We start from the raw sequence: 20,117 nt of genomic DNA on the forward strand, positions 1-20,117 counted from the left end.
TTCCATAAGTTCAAAAAAGTAGAGTTTTGCAAATGTTTTAACTTTTATTAGGTAACACATCTTGAAAAGCGTAGAATGCCTAATAACACATAATTTAAAGAGAATAATATGATTATAGATCCGAATTACCAACAAGAATTAGAAAAATATGAGAATCCTGTGCCTTCGCGAGAATTTATTTTACAAACGATTCGTGAATTTGATGCCCCGATGAGTCGAGAGGACTTGTTAGAAGCTTTTCATATTTATGATGAAGAGCGTATAGAAGGCGTTCGTCGTCGTTTGCGGGCAATGGAAAATGATGGGCAGTTAGTGTTTACTAAACGCAATTGTTATGCCTTGCCGGAAAAAATGGATTTAGTTAAAGGAACCGTAACGGGGCATCGTGATGGATATGGCTTTTTGCAAGTGGAAGGTGCAGATAAAGGCGATGATTGGTTTATTCCCAATGTACAGATGAACCGTGTTATGCACGGTGATTTTGTGTTAGCTCAACCTAATGGTACAGATCGACGTGGTCGTAGAGAAGTGCGGATTGTACGAGTGTTAGAAGCACGCAAAAAACACATTGTTGGCCGCTTTTTCTTAGAAAGTGGGATTGGTTTTGTGGTGCCCGATGATAGCCGTATTCAGCAAGATATCCTGATTCCTGAAACTGAACGTTTAGGTGCAAGAATGGGGCAAGTGGTGGTCGTGGAATTACAACCACGTAAATCGGGTTCCCACCGTCCAATTGGCGTGATTACTGAAATCCTTGGGGATAATTTAGCGCCTGGAATGGAAATAGAAATTGCGTTGCGAAATCACGATATCCCGCATGTTTGGAGCGAAGGTGTTGAAAAACAGATTCGACAATTTCAAGAAGAGGTGCCTGAAGAGGCTAAGTTAGGTCGTGTAGATTTACGCCATTTGCCATTAGTGACTATTGATGGCGAAAGCGCTCGGGATTTTGATGATGCGGTATTTGCACAAAAAGAAAATGAGGGTTGGCGCTTATGGGTGGCTATTGCTGATGTCAGCTATTATGTACGCCCAAAAACGGCTTTAGATATTGAAGCAGCAAACCGCGGGAACTCGGTTTATTTCCCAAATCGAGTCATTCCGATGTTGCCAGAGATTCTTTCAAATGGGCTTTGTTCGTTAAATCCGCAAGTTGATCGGCTTTGTTTAGTTGCAGAAATGACGGTATCAGCAAGCGGTGAATTAACAGGTTATCGTTTTTATGAAGCTGTTATGAATTCACACGCCCGCTTAACTTATACGAAAGTGTGGAAAATTCTTCAAGGCGATGAGCAATTACGTGAACGTTATGCACCGCTAGTTCCGCATTTAGAAGAGCTTTATGCGATGTTTAATGTGTTAGTCGGCGCACGCCAAAAACGTGGTGCAATTGAGTTTGAAACAATCGAAAATCAATTTATTTTTAATCCACAAGGGCGCATTGAGCGTATTGAACCCGTTATTCGTAACGATGCACATAAATTGATTGAAGAGTGTATGATTCTCGCCAATATTGCAGCAGCACGTTTTGTTGAACAAGCAAATGAGCCAGCACTTTATCGAATTCATGATAAACCAAGCGAAGAAAAATTAACCAGCTTTAAATCTTTTATTAAAGAGTGCGGTATTACTTGGTCAGTTGGGTTAGATCCGACACCACAAGATTATGCACAATTATTAACACAAATTGCAGACCGCCCAGATCGCGAACTTATTCAAACAATGTTGCTTCGCTCGTTAAAACAAGCGGTTTATGCGGCAGATAACATTGGGCATTTCGGGTTAGCATTAACCGAATATGCGCATTTTACTTCACCGATTCGCCGTTATCCGGATCTTTTGTTGCATCGCGCGATCAAATATTTAATTGAAAAAGAGAAGGGAAATACCCGTAATTATACGGATGGCGGTGGCTATCATTATCGTTTAGATGATATGGATCAATTTGGCGATAAATGTTCTGCAACGGAGCGTCGCGCGGATGAAGCAACGCGTGAAGTAGCAGATTGGTTAAAATGCGAATTTATGCAAGATCACTTAGGCGAAGAATTTGATGGTGTAATTTCTTCAGTCACAGGATTTGGCTTATTTGTTAAACTCAATGAGTTATTGATTGATGGTTTAGTGCATATCTCAACACTAGAGAACGATTATTATCACTATGATGCAGATAGACAGCGCCTTGTGGGTGGAAGTGGCATTATTTATCGAATTGGTGATCCTGTTCGGGTAAAAGTGATTAACGTGAATTTAGATGAGAAAAAAATTGATTTCGCGTTGTTAAATAATTTTCGCAAAGGCATTCAAGTAGGAAAAACGGCAAAGAAAAAGGCAAAAGCGGCAGAAAAATTGCCTATTTTTAAAGAGCCGAAAACGGTGAAAAAGGCGAAGAAAAATAAAACGCAAGCGGTCAAAAAAGCAAAAAGATCTGCAAAAACCTCTCGGAAAAAGTAGCCAAAAAACCTAAATGAGAAAAGTTCTCATTTGTAAGTTTTTGTAAATTACCTTGCTTGAATTGTTGAGAATTATTATCATCTTATTACTTCAAAAATAATAGGTAATCACTCCAACTCTTTACGCTATATCCCCCCACAAGATGTAGCGTTTTTTTTGCTTCTCGCATATTTACTGTTTGAAAAACTACTGGTATTATTATCAATAAATTGGTTTTTTATTCAGGGATTTTCATTATGCTTACCCAACTTTCTGTCAATAATTTTGCCATTGTGCGCCATCTAGTTTTAGATCTAGAACAAGGAATGTCAGTCATTACTGGTGAAACTGGCGCGGGTAAATCTATTGCGATTGATGCGCTTGGGCTTTGTTTAGGTTATCGTTCAGAAAGTAGCATGATTCGCCATGGTGCAGATAAAGCAGATATTTCGGCAACTTTCTTTATGCAGCCTAATAGCCCTGCTTATCAGTGGCTTGCTGAGCGAGAGTTACTGGATGAAGAGAATCCTCAAGAGTGTATTTTGCGTCGAATGATTAACCTTGAAGGACGTTCTAAAGCTTTCGTGAATAATCACCCGATACCAGCTTCTCAACTGCGAGAACTTGGGCAGTATTTAATTCATCTTAATGGGCAGCATGCACCGCAACTTTTGCTGAAAAATGAATATCAATTGGAGCTTATCGATAATTATGCGAATTTACATGCTGATTTAGCAGAAATGCAGCAAAGTTATCAATACTGGCGCAAGCAATATCAATTACGTAAAAATTACTATCAACAATGTGCAGAAAATGAAGCGCGTAAGCAGCTTTTACAATATCAAGTGGAAGAGCTAGATGAGTTTGCGATTAAAGAAAATGAATTTGAAGAGATGGAAGAAACGCACGCTAGACTCTCGAATGCTGAATCGTTAACTGAGCTTTCTCAATCTGTACTAGAGGTATTAAGTGATGATAATGTCAATGCTGATATCTTGATTTATCAAGCTATTCGCGATTTAGAAGACTTAGCAGAGGTGGATACTCGCTATCAATCAGCCTTAGATATGCTAAATGAAGCGCTTATTCAAGTACAAGAAGCGAGCTCAGAAGTGCGAAATTTAGCGGATCATATCGAACAAGATCCAGAAATGTTGAAAGAATTAGATGAACGCATTGCCAAAACGATCTCACTTTCACGTAAGCATCATGTTTTGCCAAATCAACTATGGCAACATCATGCGAAGTTACAGCAAGAACTACAAGAATTATTAGATCATTCACAAAATGAACAAGCACTAATTGAACAAGAGCGAGCCGCACATCAACAGTGTTTGCAATTAGCTGAGCAAATTTCAGTGAAACGCAAGCAAGCTGGGGAAAAATTAGCGGAACAAGTTACCCAACAAATTAAGCAGCTTTCCATGGAAAATGGAGAATTTTTTGTAGATGTTAAATTTGATCCAAAAAAATTATCTCCACAAGGGGCTGATTTTGTCGAATTTAACTTACGCAGTAACCTTGGACAGTTAATGCAACCGTTAGCAAAAATTGCTTCAGGTGGTGAGTTATCACGTATTTCTCTTGCCGTACAGGTATTAACCGCAAATAAACTTTCTACGCCAACAATTATTTTTGATGAAGTGGATGTTGGCATTAGTGGTTCTGCTGCAACCACAGTTGGAAAATTATTAAGACAATTAGGCAAAAAATGCCAGGTTTTATGCGTGACTCACTTACCGCAAGTGGCGAGCTACGGGCATCATCATTTCAATGTACAGAAATATGTAGAAAACAATCAAACAGAAACACAGATGACTCATCTTAAAGAAGAGGAAAGAATTAGCGCATTAGCGCGCTTATTAGGAGGCAGCAAAATTACTGAAGCTGTCTTAGCCAATGCTAAAGAAATGCTGGCATTGGCAAAGCAAGAGTAAATACACTTTTAAAATATAAAGTAAAACTACATAATGGCAGCCCCAGTTTTTAGCATGATTTATTTTAGGAGCAAAGATGAATATTTTATTATTAGATGGTGGTAAAGATTTCGGACATTCACACGGTGAGTTAAACCATACACTTCACAAAAAAGCGAAAGAAGTTTTGACCGCACTTGGACACAATGTACAAGAAACCATGATTGATGCCGGCTATGATGTTGAAGCAGAAATCGAAAAATTCTTGTGGATGGATGTCGTGATTTGGCAGATGCCAGGTTGGTGGATGCACGAACCTTGGACAGTGAAAAAATACATAGACGAAGTATTAACCGCTGGACACGGCAAGCTTTACCACAGTGATGGCCGCCATCGTGTAAATCCAACCGAAGGCTACGGCACAGGTGGCTTGTTGCAAGGCAAAAAACACATGCTTTCGCTTACGTGGAATGCGCCGATTGAAGCGTTCACCCGTGAAGGCGATTTCTTCGAAGGCAAAGGCGTAGATGCTGTGTACATGCCTTTCCACAAACTCAACGAATTCATTGGCTTGACCCGTCTGCCGACATTCTTATGTAACGATGTGATTAAAAATCCACAAGTAGAACAATACTTAGCAGACTACCAAGCACATTTGGAAAAAGTGTTCGGCTAATTGCAAAATATGAGTTTAGAAGGTGAGCATTTTAGCTCACCTTTTTTATTTTTATCTAATCAAATTTCCTAACAGGGAGAGGAAGAGGAATAGACTGAGTTTAGATCACACAAGCGGTCTAATTTTGAATTGAATTTGCAAAAATACTTTGAAATCTGACCGCACTTTAAAATAAAAAGATCTAAACATCCTCAATTTGAAACTGCTTACGCCAGCGATTTGGTGAAATTTTATGTTTCTTCAAGAAATGCTGACGCAAGGCAGTATCGCTATGAAATCCACTTTGTTCTGAAATGTCAGTAATAGATAAATCTGTGCTTTCCAAAAGCTCTCTTGCTCGCTGTAGCCTTGCTTCAATTAACCATTGATTTAATGACATTCCGGTTGCTTTGCGAAAATGTCGGGTGAAAGTGCTACGGCTCATTGACAAACGTTCGGCAAGGCTATCAGTCGAATGAAGTGCGGTCAGATTTTCATTTAAATAAGCAAGCAACGCATTGATATTGTGATTAGGTGTGGAACGAGAAATAGGGCGTTCGATAAATTGTGCTTGTCCGCCTTCACGATGAGGGGGGATAACCAGTATTCGGGCAATATGATTGGCAATTTTCACACCATATAATTTACGGACAATAGAAAGGCAACAATCCATGGAAGCGGCCGTTCCTGCAGAGGTAATCAGTCGATCTTGTTCCAAATAAATGGGATTTAAATCCCATTTCACCTGCGGAAAACGATTAGTAAAATCACTATATCCCAGCCAATGTGTGGTTGCTTTTTTGCCGTTAAGTAGGCCACTGCACGCCAACACATAGGCGCCATAACATAAACCCACTACTGTCGCACCACGTTGATACGCTTGCCGTAATGCTGTTAATAAAGCCTCACTCGGCATCACTTGAGTATCATGCCATCCAGTCATCACAACAATATCGGCATTCTCCAACCATTCTAAACCTCCATCTAAATGTATGTGAAATAGCGAGTTTGTCAGGTTGTCCGAATCGTTAACGATTTTACAGTTAAATAACGGCTTGCCGTTTAAATCCGACATAGAAAAAACGGAATATGCCATCGCAAAATGAATGGGCATTATTTGTTCATACACAATCAAAGCAACTGTGGGTGTATTCATTTTATTTCTCCTACTTTGATATGAGCATAGCACAAAATGACCCGATTATTACGTTTATTGATTTTTTATCTATTTTTGCGCAATTTTGTTCTCACTATAATATGTTTATTCATTCAATAACGTACAGAAAAGGAAAAACAATGAACTTAAAAACCTTAATTAGCATTACAGCATTGGCTATTAGCGCAAATACTTTCGCTGTAGATCTTGCCTCTAAAAACACTGATAGCTACCAACATATCCGAAATGCCACGGGTCGCCTGAACTACGCAGGGAAAACTTTTTTAATTGATCCGATGCTTGCTGAAAAAGGACGTTATGCAGGCTTTGAAGGGACATTAAATAGCCATTTGCGTAATCCACTTGTAGAATTGCCGATGAAAGCAGAAGATACTTTCAAAGATGTTGATGCCATTATTTTGACTCATACACATGAAGATCATTGGGATGAGGTTGCACAAAAAATTTTACCTAAATCCATCAAAATTTTTGTGCAACATGAACGGGATGGCGACTTACTCAAAGTGCAAGGTTTTACTAACATAACCAGTTTATCGCTAGAAAAACCGGTGGAGTTCGAAGGTATTATTTTAAATAAAACCGGCGGTTCTCACGGCACAACGGAAATGTACGCTGTACCACAATTAGCTGAGATTTTAGATGAGGCGATGGGTGTAATATTCCAAGCGAAAGGTCATCCAACTGCTTACTTGGTTGGTGACACAATTTGGACTGCCGAAGTAAACAAAGCCATTAATCGTTATAAACCTGATGTAATGATTATGAACACCGGTGATGCGCGTACCTTAGCTTTTCCGAATGACGGCATTATTATGGGGTTACAAGATGTTGCCCATGCTCGCCAAATGCTACCAAATACAAAACTTATCACAGTGCACATGGATGCGGTAAACCATATGTCTGTTTACCGTAAGGATTTACGCCAATTTATCCAAGCAAACAAGCTTGAAAATGTAGTAATTCCAGAAGACGGTGAAACAGTGAAATTTTAAAATAAGCACTTGTTGCAAGGCAAAAAACACATGCTTTCGCTTACTTGGAATGCGCCGATTGAAGCATTCACCCGCAAAGGTGACTTCTTCGAAGGTAAAGGTGTGGATGCTTTATATATGCACTTCCACAAACTCAACGAGTTCATCGGTTTGAACCGTCTGCCGACATTTTTATGTAGCGACGTGATTAAAAATCCACAAGTAGAACAATACTTAACCGATTACCAAGCACATTTGGAAAAAGTATTTGGCTAATTGCAAACTATTAGTTTAGAAGGTGAGCATTTGGGCTCACCTTTTTTATTTTTCTATCATCAAATCTACAGGCAGGGAGAGAGAGGAATATCATTAAATATAATTTTTAACGTCTTGGAGGAGCTTTTTTTCAAAGGCAGTTAGATTATTTAAAAGCTCAAGGTCTAATTTAGATAAGTTATCTATTGCAATATCCAATTTCCCTTCTGGGTTTAATTTATTTTCTATTTTTTCAGCTAATGGCAATGGTAATCCATACTCATCTAATGCGATCAAGGCTGGATCTTTAAATAGGTTTTCAACTTGAGTACAAAAGAAAGAGTAATCTGATTTTTCTATTCCTAATCTCTCTGCTAATTCATTCTGAATACGAGAAACAGCCATTGCAAATCGAGGAAAGTGGAATTGAGCCCACTGTCTGATAAAGTTTAATGTATTTTCTACAGCATCATCAGCCTCAATACCTTGGCTTATTTCATTTAATATAATCTCTTTAAGTTGGTTATGCTTTAGCTGATTTAACTTAAATGCCAGTTGTTTTCCTGAATAAATATCAGAATAGCTTTTCGAATGAATAAAATGATCCCAAATTAAACAACATAATACTTCCAATTGTTCGTAACTAGGATTTGAGATAAAACTTAATCCTTCTAAAATATATTGATGTTCCAATAAATATTTTGCGAGCTCAATTTGATAATCTGGGTTTATTCCTGAATTACTACGCAATGTATCAATACTTAAAATAGATTGGTTATGATACTTCTGAATACGCTTCCAAGACTCCATTGTCATATCATCTTTATCAAGCTGAATTAAAAGAGAATCCGTGGTATTAGATTCATCTTGAGAAAAAATAGGAATATCAACTAGAGGAAGTTCTTCTTGGGGAGGGTTATTAAACAAATATACATTTCCAATAAAATGTTTAAACATTCGTCCTGAGCGACCTTTTATATTATTAAAAGTAAAGAAATCATACTTATTTCTGGCAATTTTGTTATCAAAAATAATTACATTTTTTGCTTTTGTATTTACTCCTTCAATTAACGTTGAAGTACAAACTAAAAATTGTATCTTTTCTTCATTGAAATTTTTAACACATAAATATGCTATGGCTCTAGGAATTTTTCCATGATGCATACCAATACCTTTTCTTAATCCTTTAACTAAAGTCCAGTCTGGGTGATAATTTTCTGCAATCCAGTTGGCTTCATTATTTAGATAATTATCTTTTAACTGCGAGCATTTTTCAGTAAGTAGTCTTGTAATCTTTCTTGCTTTATTAGGAGATGCACAAAAAATTAGTGTTGAACCTTTAATTGAATTACATAAATTTATCAATTCATCAAAATGATCTTTTTGAGGATGGATATGGATTACTTCAGTCACAACTGTCGAATAGTCTGTTTTAATAAATTTACACTGGAAGCGTTCGGGTAATCCATTAGGTATGTTGTTTATATTTGGACCTAATAAATAAAATTGTTTGGATTTCTTATACAATTTATAGAAAGCAAGATTTAAAGTCATCGCTCTTTCGGAATCCTCTCGAGGATCTAATTTGTAGAATTCATCCAATATAAAAAGATCGAAATTAGGAAGATCAGGAAAGTCAATTGCTCGTTCTTGTGTTAGTATAAAGATATTTTTCGATAATTTTTCCTGTGAAGCATGTGTAATAACTTTATGTTCTGTTTTTAGAGAGGATATCCTTCTTCTAGTTTCATCAATAAGTGCAATTGTTGGCACAATAATAATAATATTTTCAAATTTTTGACTTTCAATTAAAGAATCTATTAAAGTACTTTTTCCAAAACTAGTTGGCGCACTTAGTATAATATTTTCCCCATTTATTAGATGTTGGAAAATTTCAGATTGTACTTTGTGGAAGACTATCCCTTCATTACCTGAGTTATTTTCTGTCAATAGAGATGGTCTATGTAGCTCCCTTACAAAAGCATCTTTTATGGTAATATTATCAGTGTCTAAATAAGGATATAAGCCAAAATGACGAACAAGGCCATTTAAAGCATCACTAAAAGAGTTAAATTCCTCTTTTCTATCTAAAATTCTAAGAAGAAGCTGTTGAGTGCTGTTATCTTCTATATTATTAGTATTTGCTAGGTAATACATTGATTGAAGAATAATAAATGCAGTATCAACATTAATAGGATTACTATTTTTGAGAATCTTCTCTATATCATTTCTTGTAAACATTATTGTAACCTTTTTAATTCTTCATCTAATTTTTTAATTAACACTGATTTTTCTTGAAGAGGTAATAGAAAAACATGAAGTTTAATTGGTATAGTTAGATTTGATATTTTATTTTTAAAATCATCAAAAACTTTCATTACTTCATGTTCTAATTCAAGATTAAATTCTTTAGTTGTTTTTGTGTGTTTCTTTAAAGTTTTACTATCGTAAGTGATAAGAATTGGAATACAGGCACAATCAAATAATTCATCTAAAGATGTATTAGGAGCAAGTAATTTTGATAAGATAGGATAAAAAGGTGATTTTGGGTCGATATCAATTTTATTCAATAACAGCATCTTTTCATTTTTTAGATAATCTTGTTTAGTATGCTCCTGAATTTCACCTATTACATCATAAATAGCTTGTCTAGCATTGTTATAAAACTTAACTTCTCCTAGCCATAATTCAAATGTATCCTTTGTATCCTTTGTATCCTTTGTATCCTTTGTATCCTTTGTATCCTTTATATTAATGATATGGACTGCATCAAAACCTTTTACAGTATTATTAACTGCGTCTTTAAAATAAATCTTACTGATAGCAGGAATAGAACTATAAATCTGGCGTAATATTATATGTAAGAAAAGTTCACCAAACTCGCCACGGTTTTTATATTTATCTGTTTGGTACACTGATTGTGCAGCTTTTCTAATCATTTTTAAAGCATTACTAGAAGTGATACTTTTCAATTCGTTAGCAGTTAGGCAGAATTCAGGTAACCATTCCATAGCATGTTCAGCTAATTGAGAAGATCTCCACTCTCCACATTCATAGCCTGCACACAGAGCAGATATTGGCGGGGTTGAATCAAGATTATGAATTTTTAGTTCTAAAAAAGGTTCTGGATGTTTTGGATAATCCATAATAGGTTACTCCTTATCTATACGAATAATAAGTCAAATTATTACATAAATTGATATTACAATATTTCCATAAAAATAAAAGTTAAACTGTTGTTGATTCTATCATTTTATCAAAAGAACATATAGCCAATTATTGGTTGGATGATGATATAAGCAAACTAGATATTTTACTCATCGTATTGATAGCTATTTATTGGAGATATTACAAGGAAAATTAGCAGGGATGTTGAGTGATTTCTTGTGTGATCCTTATCTAAAATCAGGGCAGCTTGTTCGCTTGTTTCCTGAAGTGGAGATTCAAAAATGACAACTGTTTTTATACCGTCCATACGAAACCGTTACGCCACCAAGGGGCTTGAAAGACTTTGAAATACTGGAAGGAATTTTGAAAAAGGAATTTGAGAGATAGTCAAGCGGTCAGATCATAATGAGCGATATTCATCTTTTATTCTACGAGCTTGAGCAAGCGACAACTCAGGGTAAATACCTAAACTGATATTTTTACGTTTTTTAGTGAAAGGATGATAATAATTAAAGATCCATAGCTTAGAACCATTAGTTTTAACTCTTAAGGATAATCCATTGCCATCGGAAAGGTTGTATTCCTTTTCAGCCGGCTTTGCTCTGTCTATTTCGGTGTTTGTTAAAGATTTTGTTGTTCTTGGCATAGCAGAATCACCTGTCATTTAAGAAATATAAGAAGCGGTAAAAGCCTTGCAGCACAAGGTTCTTAATGCTTGTAGTAACATCGGTTTAAGTTATTTTATTATGGTGTTACTATCGGTGTTACTAAAATCGTTGGATTAGGTTGGAATGGATAGGATTAAATAGGACAATAAAAAAGCCTTGGGCTTTATATACCAAGGCTTTATCGGACTTTATAACACTTGTTTGGAATTCAATTTGGTGGAGCTGGCGGGAGTTGAACCCGCGTCCGAAATTACTCTACCTTCAGCACTACACGTTTAGTCTAGTCTTTAATTTCACCTACCGCCAGCGGACAGACACGCAAGTGATAGGCTAGTTTGATTTAATTTAGTGTTTCGATCCTCAAACGGCGGCGTCCACACGATCTCGTTTTGGGTGACTTATCGAACTCCTCGTCTTACGAGCGGAAGCTGAGGCGATAAGGCTTTAAGGCAGGTTATTAAGCTGCTAAAGCGTATTGTTCGTCGTTTGCGACTATTTTTTTGCGGTTTGTTTACGAGGCCTACCGCACCTCGACGTGCACCTTGGGCTTCGCTAATCCCGTCGAATCCAGAATCAGCCCCAAAAAGTTTGGAAATTTTAAAGGAAAGCGGTAAGATCTGCAAACATTTTTGCAAGTCTCCCGCCGAGACAAAATAAAGAGACGCTTATGAATAAATATGATGAAGATTTGATTGAAGATGCAGAAGTGATTGAATCGGAAGAGGCTGAGCCTATTCATCCTGATGAATTAGAAGCATTGGAAGCAGAGAAAGCCGTTCATCCAGCATTGCTTCAAGGCGGTATGCCTGTTCCGCAAGGAAATTTGGATAGCTATATTCGCATCGCTAATCAATATCCGATTCTAAGCGCCGAGCAAGAAAAAGAACTTGCGGAACGTTATTACTATGATGAAGATTTAGAAGCTGCAAAACAGCTGATTTTATCGCATATGCGTTTTGTCATACACATTGCCCGTGGGTATTTGGGCTATGGCTTACCGCTCGCGGATTTGATTCAAGAAGGGAATATTGGGTTAATGAAGGCAGTAAAGCGCTTTGACCCAAATGTTGGCGTGCGTTTGGTTTCTTTTGCCGTACACTGGGTAAAAGCAGAAATTCACGAATATGTGCTGAAAAATTGGCGTATTGTGAAAGTGGCAACCACGAAAGCACAACGTAAATTGTTCTTTAATTTGCGTAAAAATAAGCATCGTTTGGCATGGTTTAATGAGGACGAAATTCAGAAAGTTGCAGATGATTTAGGTGTTTCTCCGCAAGAAGTGCGAGAGATGGAATCTAGAATGACTGGGCAGGATTTAGGTTTTGATTTGCCAGTAGGCGAAGATGATAGTGAAGCCTACACTCCTTCCATGTATTTAGAAGACAACAGCTCAAATTTTGCAGACGAACTGGAAGATGAAGAGCAAATGGGGGAAGCAACCGCTCAACTTGCTTATGCGCTTTCGACGCTTGATGAACGTAGCCAAGATATTATCAAAACCCGCTGGTTAGATGAAAATAAAGCGACGCTTCAGGAACTTGCGGATAAATATAACATTTCTGCCGAGCGTGTGCGCCAGCTAGAAAATGCAGCACTGAAGAAAATTAAAGATGCCGTTACGCTAGACTAATCACAAGCGGTCTGATTTTGCAAAAGTTTATAAATTATGTGGCTTTGCACAAATTTTTTATCAGTTATATTTTACGTAGTTCTTATAGAGATGGGAGGATTTTTTTCAAATAAGATAATCGTATCTTATTTTGTGAGATCAAATATATGTTCAGAACTTTTTTAAGTTAAATTTACAGACTTTTTAAATTCTTTTTTATGAATCAACTTCGCAGTAATTTTTGCTAAAATAGTCTTGAATTCCTATTTTTTCGAGGCTATTTTTATGCAAGACAATCAAATCACCACTCAGGTACAACAAATCGACCAACTTTTCAAAAATCTTAAACAAGATGAAACTCAAAATGCATTGGCAGAAAAAGCAGAAAATGCACTTTTTGCCAATGATGAGGCGAAGAAAAACACTTTTCAAACCATCAATGCCTTTTTAGATGATTATTTGGCTAGCGGTCGCCATCAACCGATTGATCAGTGGCTGAAATTTCGTTTTGACCTATATCCTGATATTTGGGAAAGTGAGCAAGAGAAAATCGACACGGCAAATACCATTATTAGCACGATTGAAAACCTTGCAACCAATCAAGTAGCATTAGAAAAACATCTTGAGAAAAGAGGCAAAACTGTAGAAGGTTTTTACAAGAATAAGATCAATGAAATTGCACAAGAATATCAGCTTGATGCAACGGAATTAGCCCAAAAAATAGACAGTTCTTTGGCGGAGGCTAACCGTAATCAATTTGGTACGTTAACAGGGCAAGTGATTGATCTTCCTGTTGAAGAGACTACGATTGTAGAAAAAACTATTAAGAGGGCAAAATTAAACGCTCAATTAAACCTGATGGGGTGGGGTTTAAAAAGTGCTACTGCTCGTTTAGTGAATTCGTTTTTGGGTAAGGAAAATCTTTCGCACGAAGAAGAATTGCAGAAAATTATTCGTGGCGCGGTGGATAGTGCTGAAAATAAAGGTGTGCAAATTGCGGTTTCAGGTGGTGTGGTAATTTCTGCCAAAAAAGGTTGGATTAAAGATGCCTTTGCAGGATTAGATAAATTGGAAGAAGTTGCGGGTAAAGCAGGTGCGATTTTAAGTCGCGTGCAAGATCTTACCTTAAATGTGGCAAATGGTTGGGACGATATTCGCTTATTTGATAAAGTTGAGCAAGGTGTTATTTCTGCAACAGAGGCAGTCGCAGAAAAAGCAAAATTTGTGGCAGCTCAAACCATTACCAATTTGGAGCAAAAGGCGGATCTGTTTTTACGCCAAAATGGGACGAAATTAGGAACAAAATTAGGTGCGATGGCAGGTTCACTTTTTAGCCCAGCAGGTGCGGCAATTGGCGGCATAGTTGGTGGTTTTCTTGGAGAAAAAGCAGGTGGTTGGGTTAGTGGCAAGGTGGTTAAACCAATGGCAGAAACTGCAAAGAAAGTTGCGGATAAGGCAATTGATTCAGTAAAAGACGCTATAAAAACAACGATTTCTAAGGGAAAAGAGGTTTGGGATGCAGTAAAAGAAAGTAAATTAAATCCTCTTAATTGGTTTTAATAGGAAAAGTGTGTAGATTTGAGTAATCCACATACGTATTGCAAATATTCTTTAAAAATAAACCGCTTTCGTGCGTAAAATTTCATTTCATCCCCCACTATGAATAAATATGAAAGAACAAAATTTAACACAACAAATTATTGATTATATTCAAGCAGGTTACACGGCCTTTTATTTAAAAACGAGCGAATTAGCTCGTGCGGATAGATTAATTGGTGAGGTGGTTAATCAGCTTCGATTTAATGTGATCGAATATAATTTAGCTTACGGCAGAGTGAAATTTGAGAATAAAGAAAGTATTGATGACAGCCTAACCAGTTTTGAGAAGATATTTAATCATCTTCGCTACGAAGATTTAGAAAATAATCTCATTTTAATTAAAGATGTTAAATTAGGATTAGAAAATAATCCTGTGGCATTAGCCCGTTTAAAATATCTATTAGATACCTTGAATGATTATAAAGGCGAGAGTGCAGTAATTTTACAATCTGCCGATGTGTATTTGCCGAATGAAATTGAACCGCTTATTACGCTTTTAGAATTAACACTGCCTGATCAAAATCAAATACAAGCGGTGTTAAAACAAGAAAAAATTGCAAATGAATTAACGGTTCGTCTAAGCACCGCACTTTCTGGTTTGAATGAATTAGATATTCAGCAATTATTAAATTTACTCAAAAATAAACATGGAGAATTAAACGCAGAAAATGAAAAAGCCATTCTTGCCGAAATCCAACAACAAAAAGAGCAAATTATTGCCAAAAGTGGCGTGTTGGAAATGGTGAAGGTGAATGAAGAAATTGAGGATATTGGCGGTTTAGAAAAACTCAAAGCGTGGTTGCAAGATCAAAGCTATATTGTGAAAAATCTTCAAGCGGCAAAAGAGTTTGGCGTAAAAGCTCCAAAAGGCACGTTGATTGCGGGGATGCCTGGTTGTGGTAAATCGCTTACGGCAAAAGCAGCGGCAGCATTATTTCAACAACCGCTGTTGCGTTTAGATATTGGCTCGTTGCTGGGTAAATATGTGGGCGAAAGTGAAACCAATATGCGAAAAGCGTTAGCAATGGCGGAGAGCATCAGTCCGTGCGTGTTGTGGGTAGACGAACTGGAAAAAGCCTTTATAGGGATGACTGGTAACAACGCTTCTGAAGTTAGCTCGCGTCTGCTCGGCTATTTCTTAACGTGGCTACAAGAGAAAAGTGCTCCTGTGTTTATTATCGCTACTGCTAATGATATTACCGCATTGCCACCTGAATTATTACGCAAAGGGCGTTTTGATGAGATTTTCTATGTCGGCTTCCCAACCAAAAAAGAGCGTAAAAAAATCATTGAAATCCATCTTACCAAAGCGAAACAAAAGGCAAGCGAATTTGATATTGATGTCCTTGCCAGCGAATGTCGCGACTATGCGGGGGCTGATATTGAAAATGCGATTTTTGAAGCGGTGAAAAAAGCGTTTATTAGCAATAATAAAATCCTTACACAAGATTTATTATTAGAAGCCATCCGCAAAACCACGCCACTGCGTAAAACTTTAAAAGATAAAGTGGGCGAATATGAGAAAAAATTTGATGAACTCTATTTATCGCCAGCGTCTGAGAATGATGGATTGAGTATTGCTCAAATGGTAAAAATGGCAAAAGATCCGAACTATCTTGTGCGTGTTAAAGTAGCTCAAGATGAAAATGTTACCGAAGAAATTCTAGAGCAACTGGTTAAAGATGAGGACAGTGATGTCTATGAAGCCGCATTTAGAAATCCAAATTGCCCAACTAGATTATTAGATGAACAATTATCTTTAGATAAAGAGCACGATGATTATAATGAAGATTTATTAGATATTATTTATCAACATAAAAATATATCGTTTGCGTTAGCGTTATCTTATTGGGCTGATGGAGATAAGAAATCAAGAATTGATGACTTATTTAAGAATAATAAAATTGATCTGTTGGAGAACCAAGAAGTTATATTAGAATATGGGGCGAATTATCCTAAAATACTTCTTGCTAAAAATAAATGTATGTTTTCTGAAATAGTAAATAAATTAGTCCTAAGTGAAAATCGAGAAATAAAAGATGCTTTAATAAGAAATACGGAATTGAATAAAAAACTTATTTTTGTTGGTAGTGATGACGATAGAATTATAGAAACTAACTGGCTTAGTAAAAATGGGGAGTTTGTATCTAAAGGTGATTTAATATGTAGTGTTAGGAAAGCATTTAAGAAAAAACGACGAAACTCTTCGCTAGCGTGGGGAGTAGAATATACGCAAGAAGTGACGCAAGCTATTTTTGCTGAATACAGTGGGATTTTGCTTACTAGTTCAGGGGTAATGCATTCGGAAAGATTTTTAGGTGCAATTATTCAATAACCTAAAGTAACTAGATTATAGTATCTATAGTCCTTTTCCTTTGAAGGCGGTCGTTTTTCGCAAAATTTTTGCTGAATTTAATCGCTTGAGTTCACTAAATGGTAAACTAACCTTATATCTATACTTTACAAGCAAAAATAGGATTGCAGTATGTTATTAGATCAGCATATTGAATTTAAAAATGTAAAGGGAGTTGGCGATATTAAGTTACAGCTCTCTAATAAAAAAATGAATGTGATTATTGGTTCTAATGGAGTTGGTAAAACAAAAACGTTGGAATCTCTTTACACGCAACTATTATTCTCGAATAAATATGTGGCGAATAATTTTTATGTTGATTCTGCCAAAATTGTATTTGAAAAGGCATTGGTTAATAAGACTCAGGTTTCTGAATTTGTCCGCAAAGATTTATATATAACAATAGCTGATGCTATGAAAATTAAAGATTTTCATGATTTCCCCGTAATTTATTTAGCTGCACAAAATCGTGGGGAAATTCAACAAAAACAGGGTAATGTTGATGGGGCAATAGGTGAATTTAAGGCAAGAAAAGAAGCTTATATAAAATCTGTTATTAATAAAATGCAACATGGTTTTTCTACCTTAAATATGCAAGGGTCGATTGATGAATGGTTTATCCAAAGAGCAAATTCATCTAATCGGTATCAACTTCGTGAAAATAATCGTGAAGTGGAATTGTTAGCTGTATTGCGAATTTTAAATCAGATCGATGCTCGCATTAGTGCTGATCCTGAAGATTTTAAATCGCCAGATGGGGAACGTGTAACCATTAAATTAGATGGAAAAACGCATTATTTGAGTGAATTAAGTAGTGGGTTTGCTTCTTTAATTAAAATTGTTCAATCTATTGTTGCAGGCTATTCTTACTTTACGAATGCAGAAGATATTGAACAAGTAGAAGGTTATGTTTTGATTGATGAAATTGAAAGCCATCTACATATCGAATGGCAAACAAAGATATTGCCGTTGCTGACCAAAATTTTTCCTAATACCTATTTTGTGATTACCACTCACTCTTCCTTGGTATTAACTCAACTTGTTGATGGGGCAGCTTATCAATTAGTTCGAGAAAATGATGTTGTGGTCACTAAACCTATTCAAAATGCAGGGCAAGCCGCGTTAATTGATTTATTAGAAGAAGCATTTGGGGTAAACCTTAATAAATTACGACTTGAAAATACTACAGCAGAAAGCCAATCTGATATGAAGAAGGCGTTATTATATCTATTAGGAGCTTAATATGTCGGTAAGTCAAGCTTCTTCAAACAATAAAGTATTATTAGATGCGAATATCTTAATTGCGGCAATTAAAGATAATCAAAGCCTAGAAGCAGAGCTTTTACGTAAGTTGTTATCAGATTCGCAAAATGTTGTTTATATTACACCACTTATTTATTATGAGGTATTGCGTGGTGTTGATTGGGCGGATATTCCTAATTACGAAAAACATCTTGAGGTATTAAATAGCCTAAGCAATTTGAATATTGATAAGCCGATTGCAGATTTGGCGGCTGGACTATTTCGATATGAAAGACGTTTGCGCCAAGATAATGGACAAACGCCAAAGAAAATTAATAAGCATAATTTTGATATTATGCACTTTGCCACAGCTAAGCAGAATGGGCTTATGTTAGCTTCTGAAGATGAAGATATTGCTGCGTGGGAATCGCTTTATTCTGAATTTACGAATCAATAGCGCGATATTATATATCTTAACCAATTTTTTGACGAACGATAAAGTTCTTAGGTTTTTTCAACCTCATTTTAGAAAATTGGTATACCAGTTAATGTTCCAAATGATTAAATTTAGTAAAATTTTTACTGAATTTGACAGCGTTCTTTTTAGGTTTCTAGCAAAATATATGCTAACTTTTAAGTAACCTAGGCACATAGATTCAGTTTAACAGATATCTTAAGGTTTTTAATTGGTTTAGAACATTATAAAAAGGCATACATAATGCTGCAAAAGTTTGACAAAATCAGACCGCTTGTTTAGTGATTGTGGATAAAACTACTGCGCCATTTTTTGTGCAATAGTTAAGAAACCATCTGCAGTGCTAAAAATTTCTTCAAATCCTTGTGCTGCAAGGATTTTATCTGACACTTCTCGAAATGCGCCTTCACCACCTGCTTTTTCTAAAACCCAGTCCGCTTGTTGCTTCACATAATCGTGAGCATTGCGAGTAGCAATCGCTAAACCGCAAACTTCAAATGCAGGTAAATCAAGGGTATCATCGCCGATAAATGCGGTTTGTTCAGGGGTTACGCCTGCGGCTTCCATCAATTCAAAACATGCCGTGCGTTTTTCCATTTTGCCTAATTTGGCAAAATTCACTTTTAACACTTCAAGACGTTTGCGTAATAGTGGATGATCCCCACCTGAAATGACGCCGACTTGAATGCCACAAGTTTGGAGCATTTTCATGCCAAGTCCGTCATGTACATGAAAACGTTTCATGACTTCACCTTCTGCGGTGTAATATAAACCGCCATCAGTGAGTACGCCATCGACATCAGTGATGACTAATTTAATCTTGGTTAAATCCATTCTGTCAGTTCCTCAATATGATAAGATGACACTATTATAATTTTAGGAGGGTAAAATGTCGATTTCACAAAATTTAGCGCAAATTCAGCAACAAATTGAATCACTTTCCGCGCAGTTTCAACGTGAAAATGTGCGCTTATTGGCGGTATCAAAAACTAAGCCAGTCAGCGCTATTGAAGAGGCAATTCAAGCAGGGCAAAAAGCCTTTGGTGAGAATTATGTGCAAGAGAGCGTGGAGAAAATTGCTTATTTTAATCAGCAAACCGACCTAGAATGGCATTTTATTGGGCCACTTCAATCAAATAAAACCAAATTAGTGGCTGCTCATTTTGATTGGATTCAAACGGTGGATAGACTTAAAATTGCTCAACGTTTAAGTGAGCAACGCCCAGCTGATAAGGCGCCATTGAATGTGCTGATTCAAATCAATATTAGTGATGAAGCTTCTAAGTCTGGTATTGCGCCAGAAGAAATGCTGCCGTTAGCCAAAGAAATTGCGTTATTACCAAATTTAAAACTGCGTGGTTTAATGGCTATTCCAAAACCTGAACATGAACCAGCGCAGCAAAAAATCGCACTGAGTAAAATGCAGCAACTTTTTAACCGCTTGCAAACAGAATTTGAAGGAATAGACACGCTTTCAATGGGAATGAGTGATGATATGGCGGCTGCAATTGAATGTGGTTCAACGATGGTGCGTATTGGCACTGCCGTTTTTGGCGCCAGAGATTATGGCGTGAAAGCTGAATAAAGAAGCGTTAT

Annotated in this window: 15 protein-coding genes, 1 other RNA gene and 1 pseudogene; 11 read left to right on the forward strand and 6 right to left on the reverse strand. The window is 36.6% G+C overall.

The features are described 5' to 3' along the window. Positions 1–108: 108 nt before the first annotated feature. The 3 genes from rnr (at position 109) to HMPREF1128_RS02105 (ending at position 5,025) form a co-directional block, all read left to right on the forward strand. Positions 109–2,454 carry a ribonuclease R gene (gene rnr / locus HMPREF1128_RS02095; RefSeq protein ID WP_007523897.1) on the forward strand — a complete coding sequence of 782 codons (2,346 nt, stop codon included), beginning with the start codon at positions 109–111 and terminating at the stop codon, positions 2,452–2,454. A 236-nt stretch (positions 2,455–2,690) separates the two neighbouring features. Then, positions 2,691–4,370 carry a DNA repair protein RecN gene (gene recN, locus HMPREF1128_RS02100; RefSeq protein ID WP_007523845.1) on the forward strand — a complete coding sequence of 560 codons (1,680 nt, stop codon included), beginning with the start codon at positions 2,691–2,693 and terminating at the stop codon, positions 4,368–4,370. Between the two features lie 76 nt (positions 4,371–4,446). Further along, a complete protein-coding gene (locus tag HMPREF1128_RS02105) occupies positions 4,447–5,025 on the forward strand; it encodes an NAD(P)H-dependent oxidoreductase (protein ID WP_007523793.1) in 579 nt (192 codons plus the stop codon). A 181-nt stretch (positions 5,026–5,206) separates the two neighbouring features. On the opposite strand, the gene HMPREF1128_RS02110 is transcribed toward HMPREF1128_RS02105, so the two are convergent. Continuing rightward, on the reverse strand, positions 5,207–6,160 hold the full coding sequence (locus tag HMPREF1128_RS02110; protein ID WP_007523665.1) for a GlxA family transcriptional regulator: 954 nt from the start codon (positions 6,158–6,160) through the stop codon (positions 5,207–5,209). A gap of 140 nt (positions 6,161–6,300) precedes the next feature. On the opposite strand from HMPREF1128_RS02110, the gene HMPREF1128_RS02115 reads away from it, so the two are divergent. After that, complete coding sequence (locus HMPREF1128_RS02115; protein WP_007523751.1) at positions 6,301–7,173, forward strand: MBL fold metallo-hydrolase; 873 nt, start codon at positions 6,301–6,303, stop codon at positions 7,171–7,173. A 9-nt stretch (positions 7,174–7,182) separates the two neighbouring features. Continuing rightward, a pseudogene (locus tag HMPREF1128_RS02120) lies at positions 7,183–7,428 on the forward strand (NAD(P)H-dependent oxidoreductase); the annotation flags it as partial. A 93-nt stretch (positions 7,429–7,521) separates the two neighbouring features. Here the strand turns inward: HMPREF1128_RS02120 and HMPREF1128_RS02125 are convergent. From HMPREF1128_RS02125 to ssrA, 4 genes are all read right to left on the reverse strand, one after another. Continuing rightward, complete coding sequence (locus HMPREF1128_RS02125; RefSeq protein ID WP_007523778.1) at positions 7,522–9,648, reverse strand: DEAD/DEAH box helicase; 2,127 nt, start codon at positions 9,646–9,648, stop codon at positions 7,522–7,524. Then, positions 9,648–10,553 (reverse strand): HamA C-terminal domain-containing protein, encoded by a 906-nt coding sequence (locus HMPREF1128_RS02130; protein ID WP_007523854.1) that lies wholly within the window; start codon positions 10,551–10,553, stop codon positions 9,648–9,650. The genes HMPREF1128_RS02125 and HMPREF1128_RS02130 overlap by 1 nt, the downstream gene beginning before the upstream one ends. A 422-nt stretch (positions 10,554–10,975) precedes the next feature. Next, on the reverse strand, positions 10,976–11,221 hold the full coding sequence (locus tag HMPREF1128_RS02135) for an integrase arm-type DNA-binding domain-containing protein (RefSeq protein WP_007523802.1): 246 nt from the start codon (positions 11,219–11,221) through the stop codon (positions 10,976–10,978). Positions 11,222–11,457: 236 nt separating this feature from the next. Then, positions 11,458–11,824: a transfer-messenger RNA gene (ssrA, locus tag HMPREF1128_RS10195) on the reverse strand. 86 nt (positions 11,825–11,910) lie between these two features. Between ssrA and rpoH the strand changes: the two genes are divergently transcribed. The 5 genes from rpoH (at position 11,911) to HMPREF1128_RS02160 (ending at position 18,503) form a co-directional block, all read left to right on the forward strand. Beyond that, entirely contained in the window at positions 11,911–12,873 is a 963-nt protein-coding gene (rpoH, locus tag HMPREF1128_RS02140) for an RNA polymerase sigma factor RpoH (RefSeq protein ID WP_007523743.1), read from the forward strand. A 264-nt stretch (positions 12,874–13,137) separates the two neighbouring features. After that, the gene (locus HMPREF1128_RS02145; RefSeq protein ID WP_007523798.1) at positions 13,138–14,412 is read left to right on the forward strand and encodes a hypothetical protein; all 1,275 of its coding nucleotides are present in this window, start codon (positions 13,138–13,140) and stop codon (positions 14,410–14,412) included. Between the two features lie 109 nt (positions 14,413–14,521). Further along, positions 14,522–16,786: an AAA family ATPase gene (locus HMPREF1128_RS02150; protein ID WP_007523684.1), complete on the forward strand. Its 2,265-nt coding sequence runs from the start codon at positions 14,522–14,524 to the stop codon at positions 16,784–16,786. Positions 16,787–16,936: 150 nt separating this feature from the next. Next, complete coding sequence (locus tag HMPREF1128_RS02155; RefSeq protein WP_007523847.1) at positions 16,937–18,046, forward strand: AAA family ATPase; 1,110 nt, start codon at positions 16,937–16,939, stop codon at positions 18,044–18,046. 1 nt (position 18,047) lies between these two features. Further along, positions 18,048–18,503: a type II toxin-antitoxin system VapC family toxin gene (locus HMPREF1128_RS02160; protein WP_007523908.1), complete on the forward strand. Its 456-nt coding sequence runs from the start codon at positions 18,048–18,050 to the stop codon at positions 18,501–18,503. A 315-nt stretch (positions 18,504–18,818) separates the two neighbouring features. Here HMPREF1128_RS02160 and HMPREF1128_RS02165 read toward each other — a convergent pair whose 3' ends face one another. Continuing rightward, positions 18,819–19,355 carry a KdsC family phosphatase gene (locus tag HMPREF1128_RS02165; protein WP_007523827.1) on the reverse strand — a complete coding sequence of 179 codons (537 nt, stop codon included), beginning with the start codon at positions 19,353–19,355 and terminating at the stop codon, positions 18,819–18,821. A 55-nt stretch (positions 19,356–19,410) separates the two neighbouring features. Here HMPREF1128_RS02165 and HMPREF1128_RS02170 point away from each other — a divergent pair, with 55 nt between their 5' ends. Then, on the forward strand, positions 19,411–20,106 hold the full coding sequence (locus tag HMPREF1128_RS02170; RefSeq protein ID WP_007523833.1) for a YggS family pyridoxal phosphate-dependent enzyme: 696 nt from the start codon (positions 19,411–19,413) through the stop codon (positions 20,104–20,106). The last annotated feature ends 11 nt before the right edge of the window (positions 20,107–20,117 follow it).

This window comes from Haemophilus sputorum HK 2154 (assembly GCF_000287615.1).
GTDB lineage: Bacteria > Pseudomonadota > Gammaproteobacteria > Enterobacterales > Pasteurellaceae > Haemophilus_A > Haemophilus_A sputorum.

Bases quoted from the DNA above. Each gene is read 5' to 3' on its own strand.
- rnr (WP_007523897.1), top strand. From the start codon at position 109: ATGATTATAGATCCGAATTACCAACAAGAATTAGAAAAATATGAGAAT.
- recN (WP_007523845.1), top strand. From the start codon at position 2,691: ATGCTTACCCAACTTTCTGTCAATAATTTTGCCATTGTGCGCCATCTA.
- HMPREF1128_RS02105 (WP_007523793.1), top strand. From the start codon at position 4,447: ATGAATATTTTATTATTAGATGGTGGTAAAGATTTCGGACATTCACAC.
- HMPREF1128_RS02110 (WP_007523665.1), bottom strand. From the start codon at position 6,160: ATGAATACACCCACAGTTGCTTTGATTGTGTATGAACAAATAATGCCC.
- HMPREF1128_RS02115 (WP_007523751.1), top strand. From the start codon at position 6,301: ATGAACTTAAAAACCTTAATTAGCATTACAGCATTGGCTATTAGCGCA.
- HMPREF1128_RS02125 (WP_007523778.1), bottom strand. From the start codon at position 9,648: ATGTTTACAAGAAATGATATAGAGAAGATTCTCAAAAATAGTAATCCT.
- HMPREF1128_RS02130 (WP_007523854.1), bottom strand. From the start codon at position 10,553: ATGGATTATCCAAAACATCCAGAACCTTTTTTAGAACTAAAAATTCAT.
- HMPREF1128_RS02135 (WP_007523802.1), bottom strand. From the start codon at position 11,221: ATGCCAAGAACAACAAAATCTTTAACAAACACCGAAATAGACAGAGCA.
- rpoH (WP_007523743.1), top strand. From the start codon at position 11,911: ATGAATAAATATGATGAAGATTTGATTGAAGATGCAGAAGTGATTGAA.
- HMPREF1128_RS02145 (WP_007523798.1), top strand. From the start codon at position 13,138: ATGCAAGACAATCAAATCACCACTCAGGTACAACAAATCGACCAACTT.
- HMPREF1128_RS02150 (WP_007523684.1), top strand. From the start codon at position 14,522: ATGAAAGAACAAAATTTAACACAACAAATTATTGATTATATTCAAGCA.
- HMPREF1128_RS02155 (WP_007523847.1), top strand. From the start codon at position 16,937: ATGTTATTAGATCAGCATATTGAATTTAAAAATGTAAAGGGAGTTGGC.
- HMPREF1128_RS02160 (WP_007523908.1), top strand. From the start codon at position 18,048: ATGTCGGTAAGTCAAGCTTCTTCAAACAATAAAGTATTATTAGATGCG.
- HMPREF1128_RS02165 (WP_007523827.1), bottom strand. From the start codon at position 19,355: ATGGATTTAACCAAGATTAAATTAGTCATCACTGATGTCGATGGCGTA.
- HMPREF1128_RS02170 (WP_007523833.1), top strand. From the start codon at position 19,411: ATGTCGATTTCACAAAATTTAGCGCAAATTCAGCAACAAATTGAATCA.